We start from the raw sequence: 20526 nt of genomic DNA, 5'->3' as shown, positions 1-20526 counted from the left end.
GGGGCTATTACCTAAAGGCTACCACAGCAGTTATGGCTTACCTAGGCATCCAAGCAAGTTGGGCCTAGCAGTACCTTGAGGTCCCCGAAGAGCGCTGGGTTGGGGTTCACGCGCACATCGGCCCCCAGCCGCATCAAGACCCGTTTGGTTCGGGTATTAATCGCAATGCGCACCTCAGATTCACCCCTATGGTTGCGCAGGATATCGCGCAACTGCCCCAGGGTTTCCTCGGTAGCCTTGTACTCAGGAATCACAATGGTAACCGGTCCGCTAGCACCGTCAGCTGAAATCTCAGGGATGTGGAGCTCCTGCGCACTCAAGGTAACTGTCCCATCATCTCGGCGTTGCAGACGGCCCTTAATGGTGCAGATAAGATCCTCCGCCAAAATACCGGCAATCGGTTCGTAGGCACGGCCAAAGAACATGACCTCAATCGAACCGGTACGGTCTTCAAGTTCCAGACGGGCGTAGGGGTTACCGGAGTTCTTGGCAATACGCCGGGAAACACTGGTAACCATACCCGCAATGGTCACGATAGCCCCATCCGGCTTTACAGAATCCTCAGATAGCAAGCCCTGAACGGTTGAATCTGAAAGCGCATCCAGTGCATCCTCCAGCCCGCGCAGGGGGTGATCAGAAACGTATAGGCCCAGCATTTCGCGCTCAAAGTTGAGCTTATCGCGTTTCTCCCACTCGGGAACATCAGGAATCTGGACGGTCAGCTCGCTGGCCGGGTCATCGTCGTCCAGGCCCAGGCCACCGAAGAGGTCAAACTGACCTGCGGCCTCCTGACGCTTGACCGAGACGGTAGCGTCAATGGCCTCTTCGTGAATCATGGACAGCGGCCGGCGATCATGCCCCAGCGAGTCAAAGGCACCGGCTTTAATCAGGGAGTCCACGGTGCGCTTATTGCAAACCACCATGGGAACCTTGGACAGGAAGTCATTAAAGTTCTCGTAGCGGCCCTTTTCCTCACGCGCTTGGACCATGGCCGAAACTACGTTCGCACCTACGTTACGAATTGCGCCCATACCAAAACGAATATCATCACCCACAGGTGTGAAGTTCAGGGCAGACTCATTAACATCCGGCGGTAGGACCGTAATCTTCATGTGTCGGCACTCATTGAGATAGACCGCCAGCTTGTCCTTATCGTCGCCAACGCTGGTCAGCAGAGCCGCCATGTATTCCTGCGGATAATGGGCCTTCAAATAGGCAGTCCAGTAGGACACCAAACCGTAAGCCGCAGTATGCGCCTTATTAAAGGCATAATCAGAGAAGGGAAGCAGAATGTCCCACAGGGCCTTGACCGCTCCCTCAGAGTACCCGTTATCGAGCATGCCCTGATGGAAGGTAGCGTACTGCTTATCCAGTTCTTCCTTCTTCTTCTTACCCATAGCACGGCGCAGAATATCCGCCTCACCCAGCGAGTAGTTAGCCACCTTCTGGGCAATGGCCATGACCTGTTCCTGGTAGACAATCAGACCGTAGGTGGTGTCAAGAATCTCTGCCAGAGGCTCTTCCAGCTCTGGGTGAATAGGGGTGACTTCCTGCACACCGTTCTTACGCAGAGCATAGTTAGTGTGCGAGTTGGCACCCATAGGGCCCGGGCGGTACAGCGCCAAAACCGCCGAAATATGCTCAAAGTGATCGGGCTGCATGAGCTTGAGAAGCTGGCGCATAGGGCCACCATCTAACTGGAACACGCCCAGAGTATCGCCACGAGCCAGCAGCTTGTAGGACTCCACATCGTCAAGTTCAAGGGTTTCCAGGTCAAGATCAAGGTCACGGTTGAGTTTAATGTTCTCGATAGCATCAGAAATGATAGTTAGGTTACGCAGACCCAAGAAGTCCATCTTGATGAGCCCCAGGCCCTCGCAGGTGGGGTAATCAAACTGGGTAATTACCTGGCCGTCCTGTTCGCGGCGCATAATCGGGATAACGTCTATCAGGTTGTGGCTGGACATAATAACGCCCGCCGCGTGCACTCCCCACTGGCGTTTAAGCCCCTCAAGACCCTTAGCGGTCTCAAAGACCTTGGAGGCATCAGGGTCGTTCTCAATCAGGTCACGCAGTTCCTGGGCATCGTTATAGCGCTTATCGTCGGGGTTATAGACGTTGGCAAGCGCAATATTCTTACCCATCACATCATCGGGCATGGCCTTGGTGAGGCGCTCGCCGGTGGAGAAGGGGTAGCCCAACACACGGGATGAGTCTTTGAGGGCCTGCTTGGCCTTGATAGTGCCGTAGGTGACAATCATAGCCACCTTATCTTCGCCGTACTTCTCGGTCACATAGTGAATCACTTCAGAACGGCGGCGATCATCGAAGTCCACGTCGAAGTCGGGCATGGAGACGCGGTCGGGGTTGAGGAAGCGTTCAAAAATCAGATCGTGTTCCAGCGGATTCAGGTCGGTAATACGCATAGCGTAAGCCACCATGGAACCAGCACCGGAACCACGCCCCGGCCCCACGCGGATACCTTGAGACTTAGCCCAGTTAATAAAGTCAGCAACCACCAGGAAGTAGCCGGGGAAGCCCATCTGGGTAATAATCCCGACCTCGTACTCGGCCTGCTTGCGCACCTCATCGGGGATACCCTTGGGGAAGCGGTAGTGCAGGCCTCGCTCTACCTCTTTGACGAACCAGGACTCCTCGTTTTCCCCCTCGGGAACGGGGAAGTTGGGCATGTAGTTAGCCTTGGTGTTGAACTCAACGTGGCAGCGTTCTGCGATTTCCATGGTGTTATCGCAGGCTTCGGGGAAGTCACGGAAAAGTTCACGCATCTCAGCCGGGGATTTAAGGTAAAAGTTATCGGCGTCGAATTTAAATCGTTTGGGGTCCTGCAGGGTCGAGCCGGACTGCACACAGAGCAGAGCGGCATGGGCTTTAGCGTCCTCTGCGTGGGTGTAGTGCAGGTCGTTGGTGGCAACCAAAGGCAGCTTGAGTTCTTTGGCCAGCTTAATGAGATCGGACATCACGTTCTTCTCAATATCGAGACCGTGGTCCATAATCTCGCAGTAGAAGTTCTCCTTACCGAAGATATCCCTAAAGTCGCTGGCTGCCTGGATCGCTTCCTTGTACTGGCCAAGACGCAGACGGGTCTGAATCTCGCCGGAGGGGCAGCCGGTGGTTGCAATCAGGCCCTTACCGTAGGTCTGGAGTAGCTCCCGGTCCATACGGGGCTTGTAGAGCTGCCCTTCAAGCGATGCCAGCGAAGAAGCGCGGAACATGTTGTGCATGCCCTCGGTGGTCTCTGCCCACATGGTCATGTGCGTATACGCACCGCCACCGGAGACATCGTCACGACCGGAGTTCTCGTCGCCCCATTTGACGCGGGTCCGGTCCTGGCGGGCGGTGCCGGGAGTCAGATAGGCCTCAACACCGATGATGGGTTTAATCCCGGCCTGGTTGGCCTTGTTCCAAAAGTCGAAAGCACCGAAGAGGAAACCGTGGTCAGTTGTTGCTAGGGAACCCATACCCAGTTGTTTGGAATGCTCGAACAGATCGGTGAGTCGGGCCGCACCATCGAGCATGGAATACTCGGTATGCACGTGGAGGTGGGTGAAGTCTGTGCTAGCCAAAGCGCTTTTTCCTTACGAGATAGAGTCTCAGGGAGGGATGAGGGATCGATGTTAGGGGCGGTCAGAGCCAAAGTTGCCCTGACGCAGGGCATCCAATGCGTAAGCGAGGTCTTGCGGGTAGGGGCTCTCAAACTCCACCCTTTCCCCGCTCGTGGGGTGGGTAAACCCCAGGCGGTGAGCGTGAAGCCACTGGCGGGTAAGCCCCAGGTGGGCGCTCAAAGCGGGGTCAGCTCCGTAGGTGAGGTCACCGGCGCATGGGTGGCGCAGTGCCGAAAAGTGCACACGGATCTGGTGGGTGCGGCCTGTCTCCAGGTGTATCTCAGCTAAGGACGCCGGCCCAAAGGCCTCCACTACCTCGTAGTGAGTCACCGCAGGTTTTCCATCTTCGTTGACGGCAAATTTCCATTCGCTTCCGGGGTGACGGCCAATAGGCGCATCTATTGTGCCTTTGAGCGGATCGGGGAGGCCCTGAACCAAGGTGTGATAGACCTTGGTAACGGTCCGTTCCTTGAAAGCCTTCTTAAGTTCAGAGTAGGCACGCTCATTCTTGGTGACCACCATGAGGCCGGAGGTGCCCACGTCCAGACGGTGCACAATCCCCTGGCGCTCAGCAGCACCGCTGGTGGCAATCTCAACACCTGCGTGCTTAAGTGCACCAAGGACGGTGGGGCCGTGCCAGCCCATGGAGGGGTGGGCAGCAACACCGGTAGGTTTATCAACCACCACGATGTCATCATCCTGGTAAATCAGGCTCAGCCCTTCCACATGCTCCGGTTCAATTTCAGTTAGGTCACGAGGGGGCGTACCGGCAACAGTGATTGTTGTGCCTGCGGCGACCTTGGAAGATGCTTTAGTTTTGATGCTGCGGCCTTTACTGTCGGTGAGAGTTACTTGGCCATTTTTGAGCCAGTTACTCACTGTGGCCCGGGAATAACCGCTGAGTGTGGCTAGCAAAGAGTCCAGGCGCAGGCCAGCCTGTTCAGCACTGACAATACATTCGATGTTTACAAGCTCACTCATTCTAGGCTTCTTCTTTCTTCCCCTGTACGGTGGTTGCACTGATTTCACGCTGTCCATCGAGCCTGTACCCCAAGAAGGTTAGAAGAACGATGCAGGCCATGGACATGCAGATGGCTGCATCCGCGATATTGAAAATAGCGAAATTGGGCACTGAAATATAGTCGACGACATGCCCCCTACCGAAACCCGGTTCCCGGAAGAGACGGTCGTGGAGGTTACCCACTATGCCCCCCGCTAAGATAGCCAGCAGGATTGTCCAGACAAGAGCACGGGACCTCATAATCAGGACGGAAGTGACGATAGCTCCCACCGTTGATATCACCGTAAAAATCCAGGTGGAGTTCTCCCCCATAGAGAAAGCAGCACCAGAATTTAGGTAGAAGCGCCACCAGAGCAAGCCATCAATCACGGTGATGCTTTCACCGGGCAGCATGGTGCTTTCGACGATATGTTTAACCCACTGGTCAGCGCCGTACACCACAGCAAACAGAAACCAGACAAGAACAGCTTTAGCTACACCAGAGACTGTTCGCACGGGAACCAGTCTTGTATTTTCGTTGAGTGATTGCGCCACTACTGCCTCTCTGCCACCTTGGATAAAACTGCCTTCTTAGCTTATCGTGTTCCCACCATAACCAAGGACAGCACGAATTGTTTTAAACATGACAGGCGGCACCTCACTAAAGTGAGGTAGCCGCCTGTTTGTGAAAGGCTAGGCCTTTCTACTGCTGGTTATTGCTAAAGACTCCGCGCTGGCCGAGGTTATTGTTCCCGCCACCTTGCGAAGGGGTGGGCTGGGCTGCAACGGATGCCTCGGACTTAGGTTCAAGTGCGGGAGTTTCTTCCAGGTTGGCAAGTTGCTTGCTCAGGTAGTCACGCAGTGTTGTGCGGTACTGGTTCTCAAAGGAACGCAGCTTGGCAACGGATACCTCAAGTTCCCCCTTGGCCTTCTCGAGGTTGCCAAGTACAAGGTTTGATTTGTCCTGAGCTGCAGTAACGAGCTGGGTTGCTTCTTCGCGCCCCTCGTTGATGAGGCGGTCACGTTCACGCTTGCCCTCAAATACGTAGTCGTCGTGTACCTTCTGAGCCATAGCCAGCAGGCCGGTAGCACTGCTGGGCGATGCAGAGTGCTCTGCGGGGCTGGCAGTAGCGGGTTCAGCAAGGGCAGCAGCGGGAGCAGGAGTTGCTTTAGTCTCAACAACGGGCTCGGGTTCAGCTGCAAGAGGTGCACTTACCTGCTGGGTAGGAGCAAGCGAAACCTTAGCCTCAGCTTCTTCAAGCTGACGCTTCAGGCTGGCGTTTTCGGCGTTCAGTCGACGGAGCTCGATGACGATCTCGTCTAGGAAATCGTCAACCTCTTCTGGGTTGTAGCCTTCCTTAAACTTTGTCGGTTGAAAGCGCTTATTAATAACTTCCTCAGGCGTAAGTGCCACGGTCGTTCACCTCTATTTTCTAATCTTTTGCTTCGCCCGTAGTGTCCCCGGTGCGCAGGTTCGTATGCTGATATCAAGCTTTTAGGTGATAGCTAGCAGGCTAGCTCATCTTGAGCGCTGTGAAACTTTTTAAAGTTGCTTGGCGCTAACTTAACGAAGCTCGAACTTTCAGAGCGCTGAAAGCTCGGGTAGACCCCTATTTACTACAAGATAAAACTACCTGGCAAATGTAAAAGTCGCAACATTTGTAGCGGGTATTACCTTTATCTGGCCTACAAAGTAGCCGTTGTGCTGGACATTTCTAGGTCTTTGCTCTGGTCTTATATTGAGCTTCACGCAACTAGCTGTCTGACTAGTGGTTTTAAGAAAAGCTTGCTGTCAAAGAGATCAGAAGCTGGTAACCAATAAACAGGGCCATCAACAGAATCATAAAGCCAAGATCCAGGGAAAATGATCCAAGGTTCAGGGGCTTGATGTAGCGCCGGGCCAGGTTCATGGGTGGATCTGTTACTGAGTAGACCAATGATGCCAAAATCAAAGCTAAGCCGCGCGGTCGCCAGTATCTCGCAAACATCTGCACCCAGTCAAAGACTAACCGCACCATAAAGAGCACGATCAGAAGGTAGACCAGGACTGCTAGGACAGCAAAAATGTAACCCATGTAAGGTCTCTTGACTAAATCTGGTTAAAGGGAGTGGCTTCGTCGCTGTCTAGCGCAACAGGTACCTCAACACCTTCAGCGCCCAGAACCTCAAGGTTGGCTGGGGTCAGCAGAAAAACTTTGTCAGTCACACGCTCGATGTGGCCGTTGAGTGCAAAAGCAAGACCTGCTGAAAAGTCAATTAGACGCTTAGCGTCGTTATCCCCCATATCGGTCACGTTCATGATGACCGGAATGTTTTCGCGGAAAGACTCCCCAATAATCTTTGCATCGTTGTAGGACCGAGGGTGAATCGTGGTAATGCGGCTCAATTCTTCACTGCTTTCTTGGTTGGGTAGGGCTACTGCTGTTTGGCCGGAGTGGGAGGATTGAATAGGAAGAGGCTCCCAGGAGTTCCCCTCTTCGCTGGAAAGATCTTCGGGATTTTTTGAGTCAACATAGCCTGCCCGGTCACTTTGGTACCGCGAATTCTCCGGGGAGATTCCCCGCAGAACGTCACGTTCAGCTGTTTCTGCATAGACAGTCTCAGCGGGGCGATCCGACTCGTAGGCATACTGTTCGTATCGGTCATCAGCCTCAAAAACGGTTTCTTCATAGACCGTTTCGGGGTGACGGTGGGCTTGATCGGCCCTGTCGTCATCGTGCTCAACTTGACCCAAGCCTAAATAGGCCATGGCCTGATGTAGTGTGCGAGCCATCTATGCCCTCCCTCTGAACGGCTACATATACCGCTCTCTGCGGTATTTTTGCCTATGTTCCAACAACCTTTTACAGTACCAAAAACTCCGCCTTATTTCGTGCAGGCCAGCCACAGCATTGCCTTCCTATTCGCGGTGAAATTAGGCACTTGGCCGGGACCCCATAATTTGCGATCCCACACGAACTGTAGTTGCCCCCCAGTATATAGCCGCCTCCAAATCTTGACTCATACCTGCTGAAATCTCAGTTGCTTCGGGGTGTCGCTCCTGTAGTTTTTGGGCATAGCCGTAGAGCCGTTCAAAGGCTGCATAGGGGTCCTGCCCAAGAGGGGCCACCGCCATCAAGCCGCCCAGAGTCAGCCCCGGCGAGTTGCTGATAAGCTCAGCCAGCGACTCAATATGGTCAGGAGCCGCACCGCCCCGATACCCCTGGGCAGCCTGCCCAGCAGTGACAAGACCCGACTCTTCAAGACTTACCTGGATCAGACAGCGCAGGCCACCATGCTTCATGCCTGCGGGCGCTTGACATTCCCCCGCTTCATACCGTGCTAAGCGATTACCATATGCCTTGGACAAGGCTGTCACAAGCTGTGCTCGGTCTACTGATTGAACCTCCGTAGCATACTGTACCGCTGACTTGGCTTTGTTGGTTTGGAGCTGCCCGATAAAAGACCAGTTCAACGGATCCGCGGAGCCAGTATAGGTAGCCAGTTCCTGTGCCTTAGCGGCGGCCTCCTGGTCCCGGTTCTCCCCCACGCGCCGCACTCCAGCATCATAGAGTGCCGCCACATCTGAGGCCGGGAAGAACTTTGTGACCACTACCAGCTCAGGAAGTGGGTCAGAGCTCACCCTGGCCCCACCGGCCTGTGCGGCGGCCTGCTCAATAGTTACCCGGACGCTAGCTAACCTCCCGGCAAGATCAGATGCTCGCTCCGCGCCGTACACCAATCCCATCTCGATACTCCCGATTCCTTGAACTCTAATTCTTCTCAATCCAGACTAGCCCAGCAATGCGCCCGGCAGGCTCACCGTTTAGGGTGTGCCCTCGGTGCGAGAAAACGTCATGGTTTTCAAAGGTACAGGCCCCGAGCTGGCTAGAAACAGCCCCCTCCCCTAAGAGCTTGACAAGGATAGCGCCTGCTCCAGCAGGCAAGTCCAAAGCAGGTGTCCCCCAGCTGGTCAGAGACTCCACCTCGGGCAATAAGTTAGCTGACTCATCACGCATCTGCTGGGGCACTTCGTAACATTTTCCGCAGATTGAGGGGCCCAGCCAGGCCCTTAAACCCACGGCACCTCGAGCTTTGAGGTCATCAACCTCACGCTGAATTACCCCGTCCAGCAGCCCCCTTCGCCCAGCATGGGCTACACCAATGATGGGGCTACCGCTGCGACTATCTTCACCGACAAAAACTATGGGAATACAGTCAGCAACCATGATAGCCAAGGGAACCCCCTGGCTAGAGCTTGCAGCATCCGCCACCGGAGCCAGCTCCAGGAGCTGGTCAGGCTCAGAACCCTTAGACTCGATCCTTGGCCTCGAATCAGCATCGAAGACATCTGTACCGTGCACCTGGTTGAGGTAGATAAAGCCCTGCTCCCTCGCCCCGCCGAGTAGTTCACTTTCCAACTCCCGCCTATTCTCCAGAACTTCTTCAAGGTTCTCCCCCACATGTAGGCCTAAGTTACCAGCCCCTATCGCTGTAAAGCCGATGTGGACCCTCGATCCGTCTGAGGTGTGTGCAAGGTGTTCAGAAAATAACCGCGCAGAGGTTTGAGGCATGACTGTCCTTTGTTCACTGACCATCTTTTAAATGCAAAGGAGGGTGAAAGCTGTTTCCAGCTTTCACCCTCACATCTCTTAGTCCTGTACTAAGCTACCGGCTGCCGGGGCTTACTTGAGGAAGTCGGGCACATCGAGGGTGTCACGACGAGTTGCCTGAGTATCTTCAACAACGGGGGGAAGATCAACGTCAAAACCTGCGTTGGTGGGGATATCCGCACCGCTGCCGTTCCATGCGTTAGGAGCAGGTGCAGCACCAAAGCCATTGCCGGGAGCCACTGGAGCAGCTGAAGCGTTGCCGAAGCTCTGCTGGGTGCGAGCGGCCTGGGTGTTAGCTGCGCTGTTGTTGTTGGAATTGGTCTCGGGGTTTACCGAATCAAAACCTGCAGCAATAACGGTCACGCGAGCTTCATCGCCCAAGGCATCATCGATAACGGCACCGAAAATGATGTTTGCATCGGGGTGGGCAACCTCCTGAACCAGGCGTGCGGCTTCGTTGATTTCAAAGAGGCCCAGGTCAGAACCACCCTGAATCGACAGTAGAACGCCATGCGCACCGTCGATAGAAGCCTCCAGTAGCGGGGAGGCAATAGCCAGCTCAGCTGCCTTAACAGCACGGTCTTCACCCGATGCCGAGCCGATACCCATAAGTGCCGAACCGGCACCTTGCATAACGGACTTAACGTCTGCAAAGTCAAGGTTAATCAGACCGGGGGTGGTGATGAGGTCGGTGATACCCTGTACACCCGAGAGCAGAACCTGGTCAGCCGACTTGAAAGCGTCGAGCATAGAAACGTTGCGGTCTGAGATAGACAGCAGGCGGTCGTTAGGAATGACAATGAGAGTATCAACCTCATCGCGCAGTGCTGCGATACCGGTTTCTGCCTGGTTGGAGCGACGACGACCTTCAAAAGTAAAGGGGCGGGTGACAACGCCAATGGTCAGGGCACCAAGAGAGCGAGCGATACGGGCTACAACGGGAGCGCCACCAGTACCGGTGCCACCGCCTTCACCAGCGGTGACGAAAACCATGTCGGCACCCTTGAGGACCTCTTCGATTTCCTGTTCGTGATCCTCAGCTGCCTGACGACCAACATCGGGGTTAGCGCCTGCACCAAGACCGCGAGTCAGCTCACGGCCTACATCAAGCTTGACATCGGCATCTGACATCAGGAGCGCCTGAGCGTCGGTGTTGATGGCGATAAACTCAACGCCTCGCAGACCAACCTCAATCATGCGGTTGACGGCGTTGACACCGCCGCCACCAATACCGACGACCTTAATAACTGCCAGGTAGTTCTGGGGAGTTGTTGTATCCATGGATTCCCTACTATGTTTACTGTTTTCAGAGCAAATCAACCTTAGATTTAAGGTTGAATTTGGCACAAAACTATTGATTCAATCAATGAAAGATTATCAACTTCACCCAACAATGTCGCCCCAGTTTTACCTCAGGCCTTATTTTTCTCAGAAAATCTCTAGGTAAAGAACAACCTTAGGTAAAAGTTGAGACTATTTGACGGTGGGGACAAGGGGACTTGAGACGTCATAGGTTTGGACCGCAGTTTCTGCACCCACAGATGTCATCAGCTGAACTAAAACCTTAGCTTTAAGTTCACTTTCGTCTGGAGTGCCCCATACGACCTTCGTTCCGTCTACCATCTCCAGGGTGATAGTCGAAGCGGAATCGGCCTTAGCTTCCGATACCTGCGACAGGATAGAGGTCGGCAGAGCGGCCAGCACTGTTGTTACGGTATGGAAGGCCCCGCTCCCCAGAATCTCGAGCCCGCCACTGACCAGAGGAACCCCAGCAGCTTCAACAGAAGGAGCTGTACCAAGCTGTACACCCTCGTTATCGACGAGAACAAAAATCCCCTCATTATCAACAACTGCAACCGGAACTCGTTCACGAAGCTGGACAACTAGCTCATGAGGAGGTTTAGCTTGCAAGGTAAGGCCGTAAAGTACATTCTCATTACCAATAAGCGAAGCTACCTCAGACTCTGTAATTTGGGTCATCGGCACACCCTCAAGTTGCTTGAGTTGCTCTTGGATAGTTGCTTCATCAAGCAGAGAGGCTCCCTCCACCTTGATAGTGCGGGTTGCCAACAAAGGTGAAAAGAAGACAAGGCCAATAAATAGAGCTGCAAGAGCCAGCAAGGCCAAACTTGCATACAGCCAGTTCTTCCAATTCCAGCGATTCTTTCGCCGTGAGTTGAGGGCAATAGGGGCAGGTTGGTTGCCCCCATCCTCTGCGATGACAGGATCAGGAGAAATCTTGCTATGGTTTTGACGCCATTGAGCAAATTTGCTGTTCTCTGAGAGATCAACCAAATTGTCATTCGACTCTTCGAGCTGTGCAACCTTGGAAGAGTTCAGCCTAATACGCGGTTTACCTGCCTTACCTGTTGCCGAAGAAGTAGCTTCATCAGCTTGTGGGCCCTGATTGCGCTCCTCCACTAGCCCCGCACACTTTCACGATCAGAGAGCTTGTGCACGAGAACCTGACCAAGGTTCGTTACATCCCCTGCTCCCACCGTCATAATGATGTCGCCCGGTAAGGCCGCGGCGACAAGGGCATCAAGTGCCTCATCGACGTTAGCAGCATAATGGACCTCAGAGAACCCCGCATCGGTGATCAAATGGCTGGTAACACCCTCAATGGGCTGTTCGCGCGCCGGGTAGATATCTACAACGTATGACCGATCAGCTTGAGCTAAAGATTCCGCAAATTCACGAGCAAATTCTTTGGTCCGCGAGAAGAGGTGGGGCTGGAAAATAACATAGAGGTTATGCCCCTCAGCTACTGTCCGCCCGGTTTCTAGGGCCCTATGCACTTCGGTGGGATGGTGGGCATAATCGTCAAAGACCTTCACACCGGCCGCCTCACCGCGTAGCGTAAAGCGACGGTCAGTGCCCGAAAATTGGCTGAGCGCACCAACCGCGGCTTCAGGGCTCGCACCTGCTATCAGAGCGCACACAAATGCAGCTGTAGCGTTAAGCTGGTTATGAATCCCCGGGACGGGAAGGGTCAGAGTAATATGCCCGCTGTGAGCTTTATGGGCTACTGTAAAATCCCACACAAGGTTTGATGAGCATTCGGTGCCTTCAGAGGTGATGCCTGTAATCCGCACCATGGCGTCTTCACTCTCACCGTAAGTCACAACATGCACTCCAGCTGCAAGTGCGCGCGAGGCAAGCAAGGCAGAACCACGGTCATCGGCGCAGGTCACAAAGACTCCACCGGGAGCCATAGAGGAAATAAAGCGGTGGAAAGCCTCAAATACCCGTTCATCTGTGCCGTAAAAGTCGAGGTGGTCGGGTTCTGCGTTAGTAATCACCGCAATCTCAGGGCGGTAGCGCACGAAAGAACCGTCAGATTCATCGGCCTCTGCCACAAACCAGGAGTCCGGCCCTGCCGCCCCCAGGTGGGCGTTGGTGTTAAACCCGGCAATAGTTGACCCAACAGCAAACGAGGGTGCCAGCCCCAGACCGTCGAACATCACAGAAATCATAGAGCTGGTCGTAGTCTTGCCGTGGGTGCCCGCCACAGCGATAACCTGTGAATCACGCATGGTGGCCGCAAGTGCCTCTGAACGATGAAGGATACGCAGGCCCCGAGCGCGGGCCTCCGCCAGTTCCGGGTTAGTTTCCTGGATAGCGGTTGAGATGACCACGGTATCAGCGCCAGCGATGTTCTCAGCAGACTGCGGGACCGAAACTTTGGCCCCCAGTTCCCTCAAGGAGGCAAGAGCCGGGCTTTCTGACTGGTCTGAACCGCTCACGGACATACCGGCACTCAGCATCAAACGGGCAACAGCAGACATGCCAGCACCGCCGATACCCACAAAATGTACTGCCCCTAGCTCAGAGAGCACAGGCCGTTCCGGGAAAGGAGGGTTAAGAGGTGCCGGAAGATCAATCGAAAGATCCAGCAATGAGTCAGTCATGCGCGAGCCGCCTTCAATACTTCTTCTGCCATCACCTGCGAGGCATCACGGATGCCGTGCCGGTAGGACTTTTCTGCCATGTCGCTAAGTTTAGCCTTATCTGCAAGAAGCGCCGGGACATTAGCCCGGAACCAGCTAGCAGTGAAATCTGAGTCCTTGACCAGTATGCTGGCACCCGCAGATACCAAAGACTGCGCATTTAGGGCCTGCTCGCCATTACCGATAGGCAGAGGCACAAAAATTGCGGGCAAACCAACAGCTGCAATCTCGCTGACGGTTGCCGCGCCGGATCGCACAATCATCAAATCCGCTGCAGCATAAACGTCTTCCATAGATGTCACGAACTCCACCTGACGGTACCCGGGTGCCTGCCTAAGCTCACCGGCAGCATCTTTAAGCGCCTTATCGCGCCCGGTGATATGAAGCAGCTGGTAACCGGCAGGCTGAACCTCATCGATAATCTCAGAGATAGCACGGTTGAGGTTCAAAGCGCCGAGCGATCCACCCGTGACAACCAGAGTTGGTCTATCGGGGTCAAGCCCCAGACGTTCACGTGAACCTTTTTGAGCCTCTGGCCGGTTAAGAAAGGCAATGTTCTGGCGCATCGGCATACCCACAGTTCGCGCCCCGGCAATGGGGGTATCGGGGAATGCAGTGGCCACCAGGGCAGCTTTCCTAGCACCGGCTTTGTTGGCCAACCCGGGCTTAGCATTTGCCTCATGAATAACCACAGGAATATTTAGCTTGTGTGCAGCAAGGTACATGGGTGTGCAGACATATCCACCGACACCGACCAGGACGTCCGCTTTGGTATCGCGCAGGATGCTCTCCGCCTGCTTTAGGGAACCGCGAAAGCGCAGGGGGAATTTCAGAGCTTCGAGGCTGGGACGGCGGGGGAAAGGAACCTTAGGGATAAAGCTAATCTCAAATCCAGCTTCGGGAACCAGGGTAGCCTCCATGCTGTTTTCGGTACCTACCGTAAGAATCCTTGCCTCCGGCTCACGGTCTTGGATAGCCCGAGCGATAGCAAGCATAGGGTTAATATGCCCGGCAGTTCCGCCACCGGCAAGCACGACAGTAGGTGCATGGGTCATAGGATATTTCACTCCCTTAGGGTTCAGTTTCGCCCCTTAAGTTTACGCGTCATGGGCTCTTGGCACACTTTGAGCGCAAAGGGTTCAGTGTAACCTGCCCTTATTTTTTGTGATTAGGTAAATCTCGTGCCTTGCGGATGGTACGCAGGCCTTGAGGAACTTTCCGCTCTTGTGGGGCTAGGCGCTGAACATGGGCGCTCCCCTCAGCAGGAGCCTGTTTTACCTGATGCTGGGGTTTAGGAGCTGGTGCAGTGGTGCCTTCAGCGTTTGCTGGAGGCCGTGTGGCTGAGCCAGAAGCCTGAACTGAGCCACTCTGGTATGAAGCCGGCGGCTTCTGCTGAGTCCGCTGAGGACGAAGGGGTTCACCGGTGTTTAAGCGCGGTGCAGTAGTCGCTAGCTTTTGGCCTCCAGGCACAGGAGCCTGCCCCGGCCTTCTTGTCTGCTGTCGCGGTACCGAAGCCTGGCTCTCACCCAGAGCTGACGCCTTTCCTTGCGAGCGGTTATGACTTTTACCATTGGGGCGAGCCTTGCCTCCATCAACGAGGGCCTTCCACCGGTCCAGGAACTTTTCAAGGGTCCACCCGGCACCATCGGGGTCCTTGGCTAGTGCAATCTGTTCTCGAGCAACCACACGCCCAAGAGCCACGCGACGGGCATCGTCCTTTTGCTTCTTGGCGTTTACCAGGCCGGTACGTTCCCCCACAATCGGGTTAAGTGGGGTCTGCCGGGCGAAGGCAATCAGCACGCCCACACCAAATAGCACGGAGACCAGAGAAGAACCACCGGCAGAAATGAAAGGCAAGGGCACACCAATAACGGGCATGATGCCAACGACCATGCTGATGTTTAGCAAAGCCTGACCGGCTATCCAGGTGATGATGCCAATGGTCGCGTAACGGATAAACAAATCTGAAGAACGCAAAAGAATACGCATCGAGCAGTAGATGAGGGCAGCGTACAAGAGAATCAGAGCTACCGCACCCACCAGCCCCAGCTCTTCACCGATCACAGCAAAGATGTAGTCGTTGTGGGCCTCAGGAAGGTAATTATATTTCTGACGAGACTGGCCTAAGCCAACCCCCCAGAACCCACCGGTTGCCAGCGCTGCCAAGCCTGAGTTTGCCTGATCACAGGTCGTTTCCTGGCATTCGCTCCAGAAAGAAAAGGTGTTAAGGATACGCTCGATACGGTTAGGGCTGGTTACTACCAGAGCAAGAGCCCCAATCAAGAGCGCCACAATGCCGATGCGAACCGTTGAAGGCGACGGGCGCGCAGCCATGAAGATAGCTCCGAAGAACATAACGTAAATCAGAACCGTCCCAGCGTCGTGACCGGCCAAAATGAGAGCCACGACCAAGCCAAACCCCAGGATCGCGGGAAAGAGCGCTTTATAGAGCGCCTGGCCAGTTGTCCCCCGGTCAATTCTGCCCTGGCGGGAGTATACGGAGGCTAACCACAAAATCATCACGGGCTTGGCAAACTCAGAAGGCTGCATACTGAAGCCAAAAACATTCAGCCAGTTGCGATTACCGTTAACCACACTTCCAAAAAACATCACGGCAACGAGAAGGGCAACAACAACCAGCATCGCGAGGTTAAGCGCGAGGGAGGGCCTATAAAACCTAACAGGTACCAGGAACCCCACAATCAGCATGAGCAGGATGCCAACCGCAGCGAATACCCCCTGGGTGCTGGCCTGGCCATAGGGAGTGTGCCCCACGGAAATCTGCTCCACACTTGATGCCGAAAGAACCATCATCACACCAAAGATAGATAGAACAAACGCGGCAACAGACAGGACGATGGGCACATCGGTCAGCACCATCGAGCCCAAACGTGTTTGGGCCTGCTCCCAGATATCCCGGACCTTGGTGATCAAACCGCCCAGCCGGCTCTGCTGATTCTTCGATGATGGGGAGGCTGTAAGGTTCATGCTCCGGTTCTCTTCTCTTCAGTCAGGTGGCACTCACCCGGCGGGTTAGATGCTGGAAGAAGAGCACCTAGACGTATCGGTGCTCCCCCTGTTAGTACTAAGAATTAATCTGGTTCACAAGATCTGCTACCGCGTCGATGAAGGCATTGCCTCTATCGGCGTAAGAAACGAACTGGTCCATAGAAGCCGCTGCGGGGGCCATAAGAACCGTGTCATTCTGGGCTGAGAGTTCGTGGGCTTTAGCCACAGCAAGTCCCATGACGGCTCTTCCGTCACGAGCATCAGCTAGGAGCGGGCTCTCAGTCATGTTATAGACGGGCACTGCCGGTGCCTGCTTAGCCAAAGCTGAGATCAGGGCAGCGGTATCGGTTCCGATGACGACAACGGCTTTGAGCCTGTCCTTATGTTCGGCTACCAACTCATCGTAGGTAACTCCCTTGGAAAGCCCCCCGGCAACCCAAATCACGGGCGTGAAAGAACTCAAAGACGCGTTGGCTGCGTGCGGGTTGGTGGCTTTGGAGTCATTGACCCAGAGCACCCCGTGAGTATTAGCCACAAGCTGGATACGGTGAGCACCCGGCTGATAGTTCAGTAGGCCCGCTTTGACCTCCTCGGGAGAGATCCCGGCAGCTCGTGCCAGGGCAGCGGCGGCCAGCGCGTTCTCCACCGTGTGTCTGGTGGGGAGCTGTCCGGTATCGGCAACCTCTGCCAGCTCTAAAGCCTGGTTGCGGCGGTCTTCGAGGAAAGCACGATCAACGAGTAAACCGTCAATAACACCGACCATAGAAAGCCCGGGGGTATCAGCCCAAAAACCGATAGCTCGTGCGCCCTCAACTACGTCAGCTTCTTCAACCATCTGAACAATTTCTTGCTGGTTGGCGTTAAAGATGCAGGCAACCTGAGTGTTCTCGTAAATGCGTGCCTTATCGGCCAGATAGTTGGCGTAGCCTTGGTGCCAGTCCACGTGGTCCTCCGCCACATTCAGCACAACTGAAGCGAGCGGTGACATGGAGTAGGTCCAGTGGAGCTGGAAACTAGAGAGTTCAACGGTGAAGAAGTCGTAATCAACCGGGTCACGCAGGGCATCGAGGATAGGTGTACCCACGTTGCCCACCGCGATAGCTTTGTGACCTGCCGTTTGCAGAATTGATTCAGTCATGCCAACGGTGGTGGTTTTGCCATTGGTACCGGTGATACAGAGCCAGGGTGCTAGGGTTCGTCCCTCCCTCTCACGCAGTCGCCAGGCAAGTTCAACATCTCCCCAGATTTGGATTTTCTGGCCTACAGCATCGGCCAGGATGCCGATGGTAGGGGCAAGCCCGGGTGAGGTCACGACGAGCTCTGCTGGCTGACCGTCTACCAGGGGAAGCGCTTCCATAGCGTCGGGCCCAAGTACAGACCCGGCAGAACCAACAATCGCCAGGGTGTCTGCTTTGCCACGGGTGACCTCGTTATCATTCCCATCGACGACAACAACACGAGCTCCCAGTTCAATCAGAGTGTCTGCTGCTGAGAAACCGCTGATACCAAGACCCGCCACTACAACACGCAACCCAGCCCAGTCAGATTCCCAACGAGTTAGCGATTCAAGTCGCTCGTAGCCGTACACGGGATTAGCGTTTGTTGCCTGCATTAGAAGGCACCTCCGTTGATGATAAGCCAGTCGCCGTAGAAAATACCGAGGGCTACCGCTACAAAGAGGCCCGCCAGAATCCAGAAGCGGATAACGACGTTGACCTCGGCCCAGCCCTTCAATTCAAAGTGGTGCTGGAGGGGAGCCATACGGAAGATGCGCTTACCACCACTGAGCTTGAAGTAACCCACCTGCAGAATAACGGAGATAGCAATCGTCACGAAGAGCCCCGCGATGATGGGCAGGAGCATCTGGGTGCGGGTAATAATGGCGAAAGCAGCCAGTGCGCCACCCAGGCCCAATGAGCCGGTATCTCCCATGAAGATGGTTGCCGGTGAGGTGTTCCACCAGAGAAAGCCGATGAGGGCACCAATCAGTGAAGCGGCAAGAACCGCCATTTGGCCGGAATCAGGAACCTCATAGCAGACCCTGTCCAAGGAGCCGGGAACGCACAGGTGCTGAGCCTGCCACATAGAAATCAAAAGGTAGCCGCTGAAGACCATAATGGCTGCGCCGGTTGCCAGGCCGTCTAGACCATCGGTCAGGTTAACCGCGTTAGTGGTTGCCGTGGCAATCAGATTAGCCCAGATAATGAAGAGAATCATGCCAATAAGAGGGCCAGCAAAAGCCAGGTTCAGCCAAGAGATATCACGGGTGAAGGATAGGTGGTAGCTGGCAGGTGACCAGCCCCGGTCATCCTTGATCAGGAGAACACCTACCGCAAAAAGCGTGCCGATGAGCCCCTGCAGAATAATCTTGCCCTTAGGTGTCAGGCCTTCGCTTTGCTTCTTCCAAATCTTTGAGAAATCGTCAATGAAACCCACGCCGGCCATGCCCAGCATAAGGAACATGGTCAGTAAGACCGAAGCGGAAGGGGCCTGCCCCACGCCTGTCAGCAAGGGGGTCAAGGCCATGGAAAGGAAGAAACCGAGTACGGTGGCTACCATCATCACCACACCACCCATAGTGGGGGTGCCGCGTTTAACCTGGTGTGATGTGGGCCCGTCTTCGCGGATGAACTGTCCGAATTGCTGCTTGACCAGCCATTGGGTATAGACCGGAGTCGCTGCAATCGAAATGATCAGGCCCAAAGCCGCAGCCAACAAGATAGAAATCATGTGGTGTCTTTGCCTTCCCAGTTATAAGTTGTCTGAAGTGTTGGTGGCAGAAGCAGTTTCTGCACCACTGAAAGAGTTTAGCGGTTGTGCAAAGTCACCGGCGCTCTTCCAGGGCTGATTTGAGCCTTTTGAGCTCACCGGTACGGTGAGGTTGCCCTCAAAGTCTGCAACCTGTTGGCCTAGAATGCCCAGGCCAGCTCCATTTGAGGACTTGAAAAGTACAATGTCGCCTGGTTCAAGCTGGCCTTGCAAGAGTTCGAAGGCCTCTTCGCCGGTAGCAACCCAGGTTGCCTCATTCCCCCAGGAACCTTCCAAATGGGCGGTGTTATATATCGGTTTAGCGATCTCGCCCACTGCAATTAGTTTGGAGATGTTGAGTCGTACAGCGAGCTGGCCGATTCGGTCGTGCTCGGTGAGGCTCTGCTCCCCCAGCTCCAGCATGGCTCCCAAAACCGCCCATGTTCTGTTGGTGCCGGGTTGCCGGCCCAAAGAAGCAAGAGTTTGCAAGGCTGCTGTCATGGATTCGGGGTTAGCGTTGTAGGCATCGTTAATGACGGTTACGCCATCGGCCCGGTCAGTGCGTTGCATTCTCCATTTAGAAGCTGCGGCAGAGGAGATAAGGTTCTGCGCAATGACGTCGGTTGGGATACCAGCTTGGTAGGCAAGGGTAGCTGCCGCTAACAGGTTGTAGACGTGGTGCTCACCGATGAGCTGGGATGACACCTCATACCTCTGCCCATCAGGGAAAATAAGCGTAAATTCAGGTTTGCCTTGGGAGTTCGTGCTCAGGTTTTCCGCAATCACACGTTCCTCGGTTACCCCGGGGTTGGACGTGGTGGTCAGCTCAGCTTCCCGACCCGCCACACCAAAGTAAGTCACGGGTGTACTTGCACGGTTAATCATGCGTCGTACCCTGTAATCGTCAATGTTGAGTCCCAACCCATGACGAACACCTTCAGCCATTTCACCCTTGGTTGCTTCGATCTTATCGACGCCCCCAAATTCACCGGCGTGAGCGGTACCAACCTTGAGGATAATTCCGTAGTCAGGCTGAATCATGTCAGTCAGGTAGCGAATGTTGCCGACCCGGTCTGCCCCCATTTCAATGACCAGATAACGGGTATCTTCCTCCGCACGGAACACGGTCAGTGGAACCCCCACCTCACCGTTGAATGAGCCGACTGGTGCCACGGTCTTGCCCACTGCTCCAAAGATAGCGGCCAGGAGGTCCTTGGTCGTAGTTTTACCCGCTGAACCGGTAATACCCACCACGGTTACCTCACCACGTTCACGCAGACGAGCAAGGATGAAGGCGGCCAGCTGCCCCATCGCCAGGACAACGTCATCTACGAGTACTGAAGGGTAGGGAACCCCAGCTTCGTCCTTGACCTCGCGCTCCACCAGAGCCAGCCGTGAGCCCGCAGCAAAAGCCTGGGGTAGGAAATTGTGGCCGTCAGTCACTTGACCCGGCTTAGCTAGGAAAAGGCAACCGGCAGTGACTTGGCGGGAGTCGGTTGTAGCTGAGGTACACGAAATAGCAGCCGCCTCCGCTTCGGATAGGCCCAATAGGGTTCCTCCCACAGCGGCGGTAATCTCAAGGGCAGACAGTTCAATCATGGGTT

Annotated in this window: 16 protein-coding genes; all 16 read right to left on the bottom strand. The window is 54.9% G+C overall.

Annotated elements, in window-relative coordinates; translation table 11 throughout:
- Positions 1-41: 41 nt before the first annotated feature.
- Positions 42-3584 (bottom strand): DNA polymerase III subunit alpha, encoded by a 3543-nt coding sequence (gene dnaE / locus ACN080_RS05650; RefSeq protein WP_419112460.1) that lies wholly within the window; start codon positions 3582-3584, stop codon positions 42-44.
- A gap of 51 nt (positions 3585-3635) precedes the next feature.
- Positions 3636-4604: an RluA family pseudouridine synthase gene (locus ACN080_RS05645; RefSeq protein ID WP_419113261.1), complete on the bottom strand. Its 969-nt coding sequence runs from the start codon at positions 4602-4604 to the stop codon at positions 3636-3638.
- A 1-nt stretch (position 4605) separates the two neighbouring features.
- A complete protein-coding gene (gene lspA, locus ACN080_RS05640; protein ID WP_419110643.1) occupies positions 4606-5178 on the bottom strand; it encodes a signal peptidase II in 573 nt (190 codons plus the stop codon).
- Positions 5179-5326: 148 nt separating this feature from the next.
- Positions 5327-6037: a DivIVA domain-containing protein gene (locus ACN080_RS05635; protein WP_419113260.1), complete on the bottom strand. Its 711-nt coding sequence runs from the start codon at positions 6035-6037 to the stop codon at positions 5327-5329.
- Between the two features lie 361 nt (positions 6038-6398).
- On the bottom strand, positions 6399-6698 hold the full coding sequence (locus ACN080_RS05630) for a YggT family protein (protein WP_419100064.1): 300 nt from the start codon (positions 6696-6698) through the stop codon (positions 6399-6401).
- 14 nt (positions 6699-6712) lie between these two features.
- Positions 6713-7396 carry a cell division protein SepF gene (locus ACN080_RS05625; protein WP_419100063.1) on the bottom strand — a complete coding sequence of 228 codons (684 nt, stop codon included), beginning with the start codon at positions 7394-7396 and terminating at the stop codon, positions 6713-6715.
- A gap of 141 nt (positions 7397-7537) precedes the next feature.
- Entirely contained in the window at positions 7538-8350 is an 813-nt protein-coding gene (locus tag ACN080_RS05620; RefSeq protein ID WP_419113259.1) for a YggS family pyridoxal phosphate enzyme, read from the bottom strand.
- A 25-nt stretch (positions 8351-8375) separates the two neighbouring features.
- Positions 8376-9176 carry a polyphenol oxidase family protein gene (locus ACN080_RS05615; protein ID WP_419113258.1) on the bottom strand — a complete coding sequence of 267 codons (801 nt, stop codon included), beginning with the start codon at positions 9174-9176 and terminating at the stop codon, positions 8376-8378.
- Between the two features lie 111 nt (positions 9177-9287).
- Positions 9288-10496 carry a cell division protein FtsZ gene (gene ftsZ, locus ACN080_RS05610; protein WP_419100060.1) on the bottom strand — a complete coding sequence of 403 codons (1209 nt, stop codon included), beginning with the start codon at positions 10494-10496 and terminating at the stop codon, positions 9288-9290.
- Between the two features lie 192 nt (positions 10497-10688).
- A complete protein-coding gene (locus ACN080_RS05605) occupies positions 10689-11636 on the bottom strand; it encodes a cell division protein FtsQ/DivIB (RefSeq protein WP_419104248.1) in 948 nt (315 codons plus the stop codon).
- Positions 11636-13126: a UDP-N-acetylmuramate--L-alanine ligase gene (murC, locus tag ACN080_RS05600; RefSeq protein ID WP_419113257.1), complete on the bottom strand. Its 1491-nt coding sequence runs from the start codon at positions 13124-13126 to the stop codon at positions 11636-11638. The genes ACN080_RS05605 and murC overlap by 1 nt, the downstream gene beginning before the upstream one ends.
- Complete coding sequence (gene murG, locus ACN080_RS05595; protein WP_419113256.1) at positions 13123-14220, bottom strand: undecaprenyldiphospho-muramoylpentapeptide beta-N-acetylglucosaminyltransferase; 1098 nt, start codon at positions 14218-14220, stop codon at positions 13123-13125. Before murG ends, murC begins: the two co-directional genes overlap by 4 nt.
- A gap of 100 nt (positions 14221-14320) precedes the next feature.
- Complete coding sequence (locus tag ACN080_RS05590; protein WP_419113255.1) at positions 14321-16153, bottom strand: FtsW/RodA/SpoVE family cell cycle protein; 1833 nt, start codon at positions 16151-16153, stop codon at positions 14321-14323.
- A gap of 97 nt (positions 16154-16250) precedes the next feature.
- Positions 16251-17786, bottom strand: coding sequence for a UDP-N-acetylmuramoyl-L-alanine--D-glutamate ligase (murD, locus tag ACN080_RS05585; protein ID WP_419104245.1), 1536 nt, complete (start codon positions 17784-17786; stop codon positions 16251-16253).
- Positions 17786-18904, bottom strand: coding sequence for a phospho-N-acetylmuramoyl-pentapeptide-transferase (mraY, locus tag ACN080_RS05580; RefSeq protein ID WP_419100054.1), 1119 nt, complete (start codon positions 18902-18904; stop codon positions 17786-17788). Before mraY ends, murD begins: the two co-directional genes overlap by 1 nt.
- Positions 18905-18925: 21 nt before the next feature.
- Positions 18926-20521, bottom strand: coding sequence for a UDP-N-acetylmuramoyl-tripeptide--D-alanyl-D-alanine ligase (locus ACN080_RS05575; protein ID WP_419104244.1), 1596 nt, complete (start codon positions 20519-20521; stop codon positions 18926-18928).
- Positions 20522-20526 lie beyond the last annotated feature (5 nt).

Source organism: Rothia sp. CCM 9416 (assembly GCF_048513535.1).
Lineage (GTDB): Bacteria > Actinomycetota > Actinomycetes > Actinomycetales > Micrococcaceae > Rothia.
The sequence above is the reverse complement of the archived record's forward strand: the minus strand, read 5'-3'. Positions and strand labels throughout refer to the sequence as shown.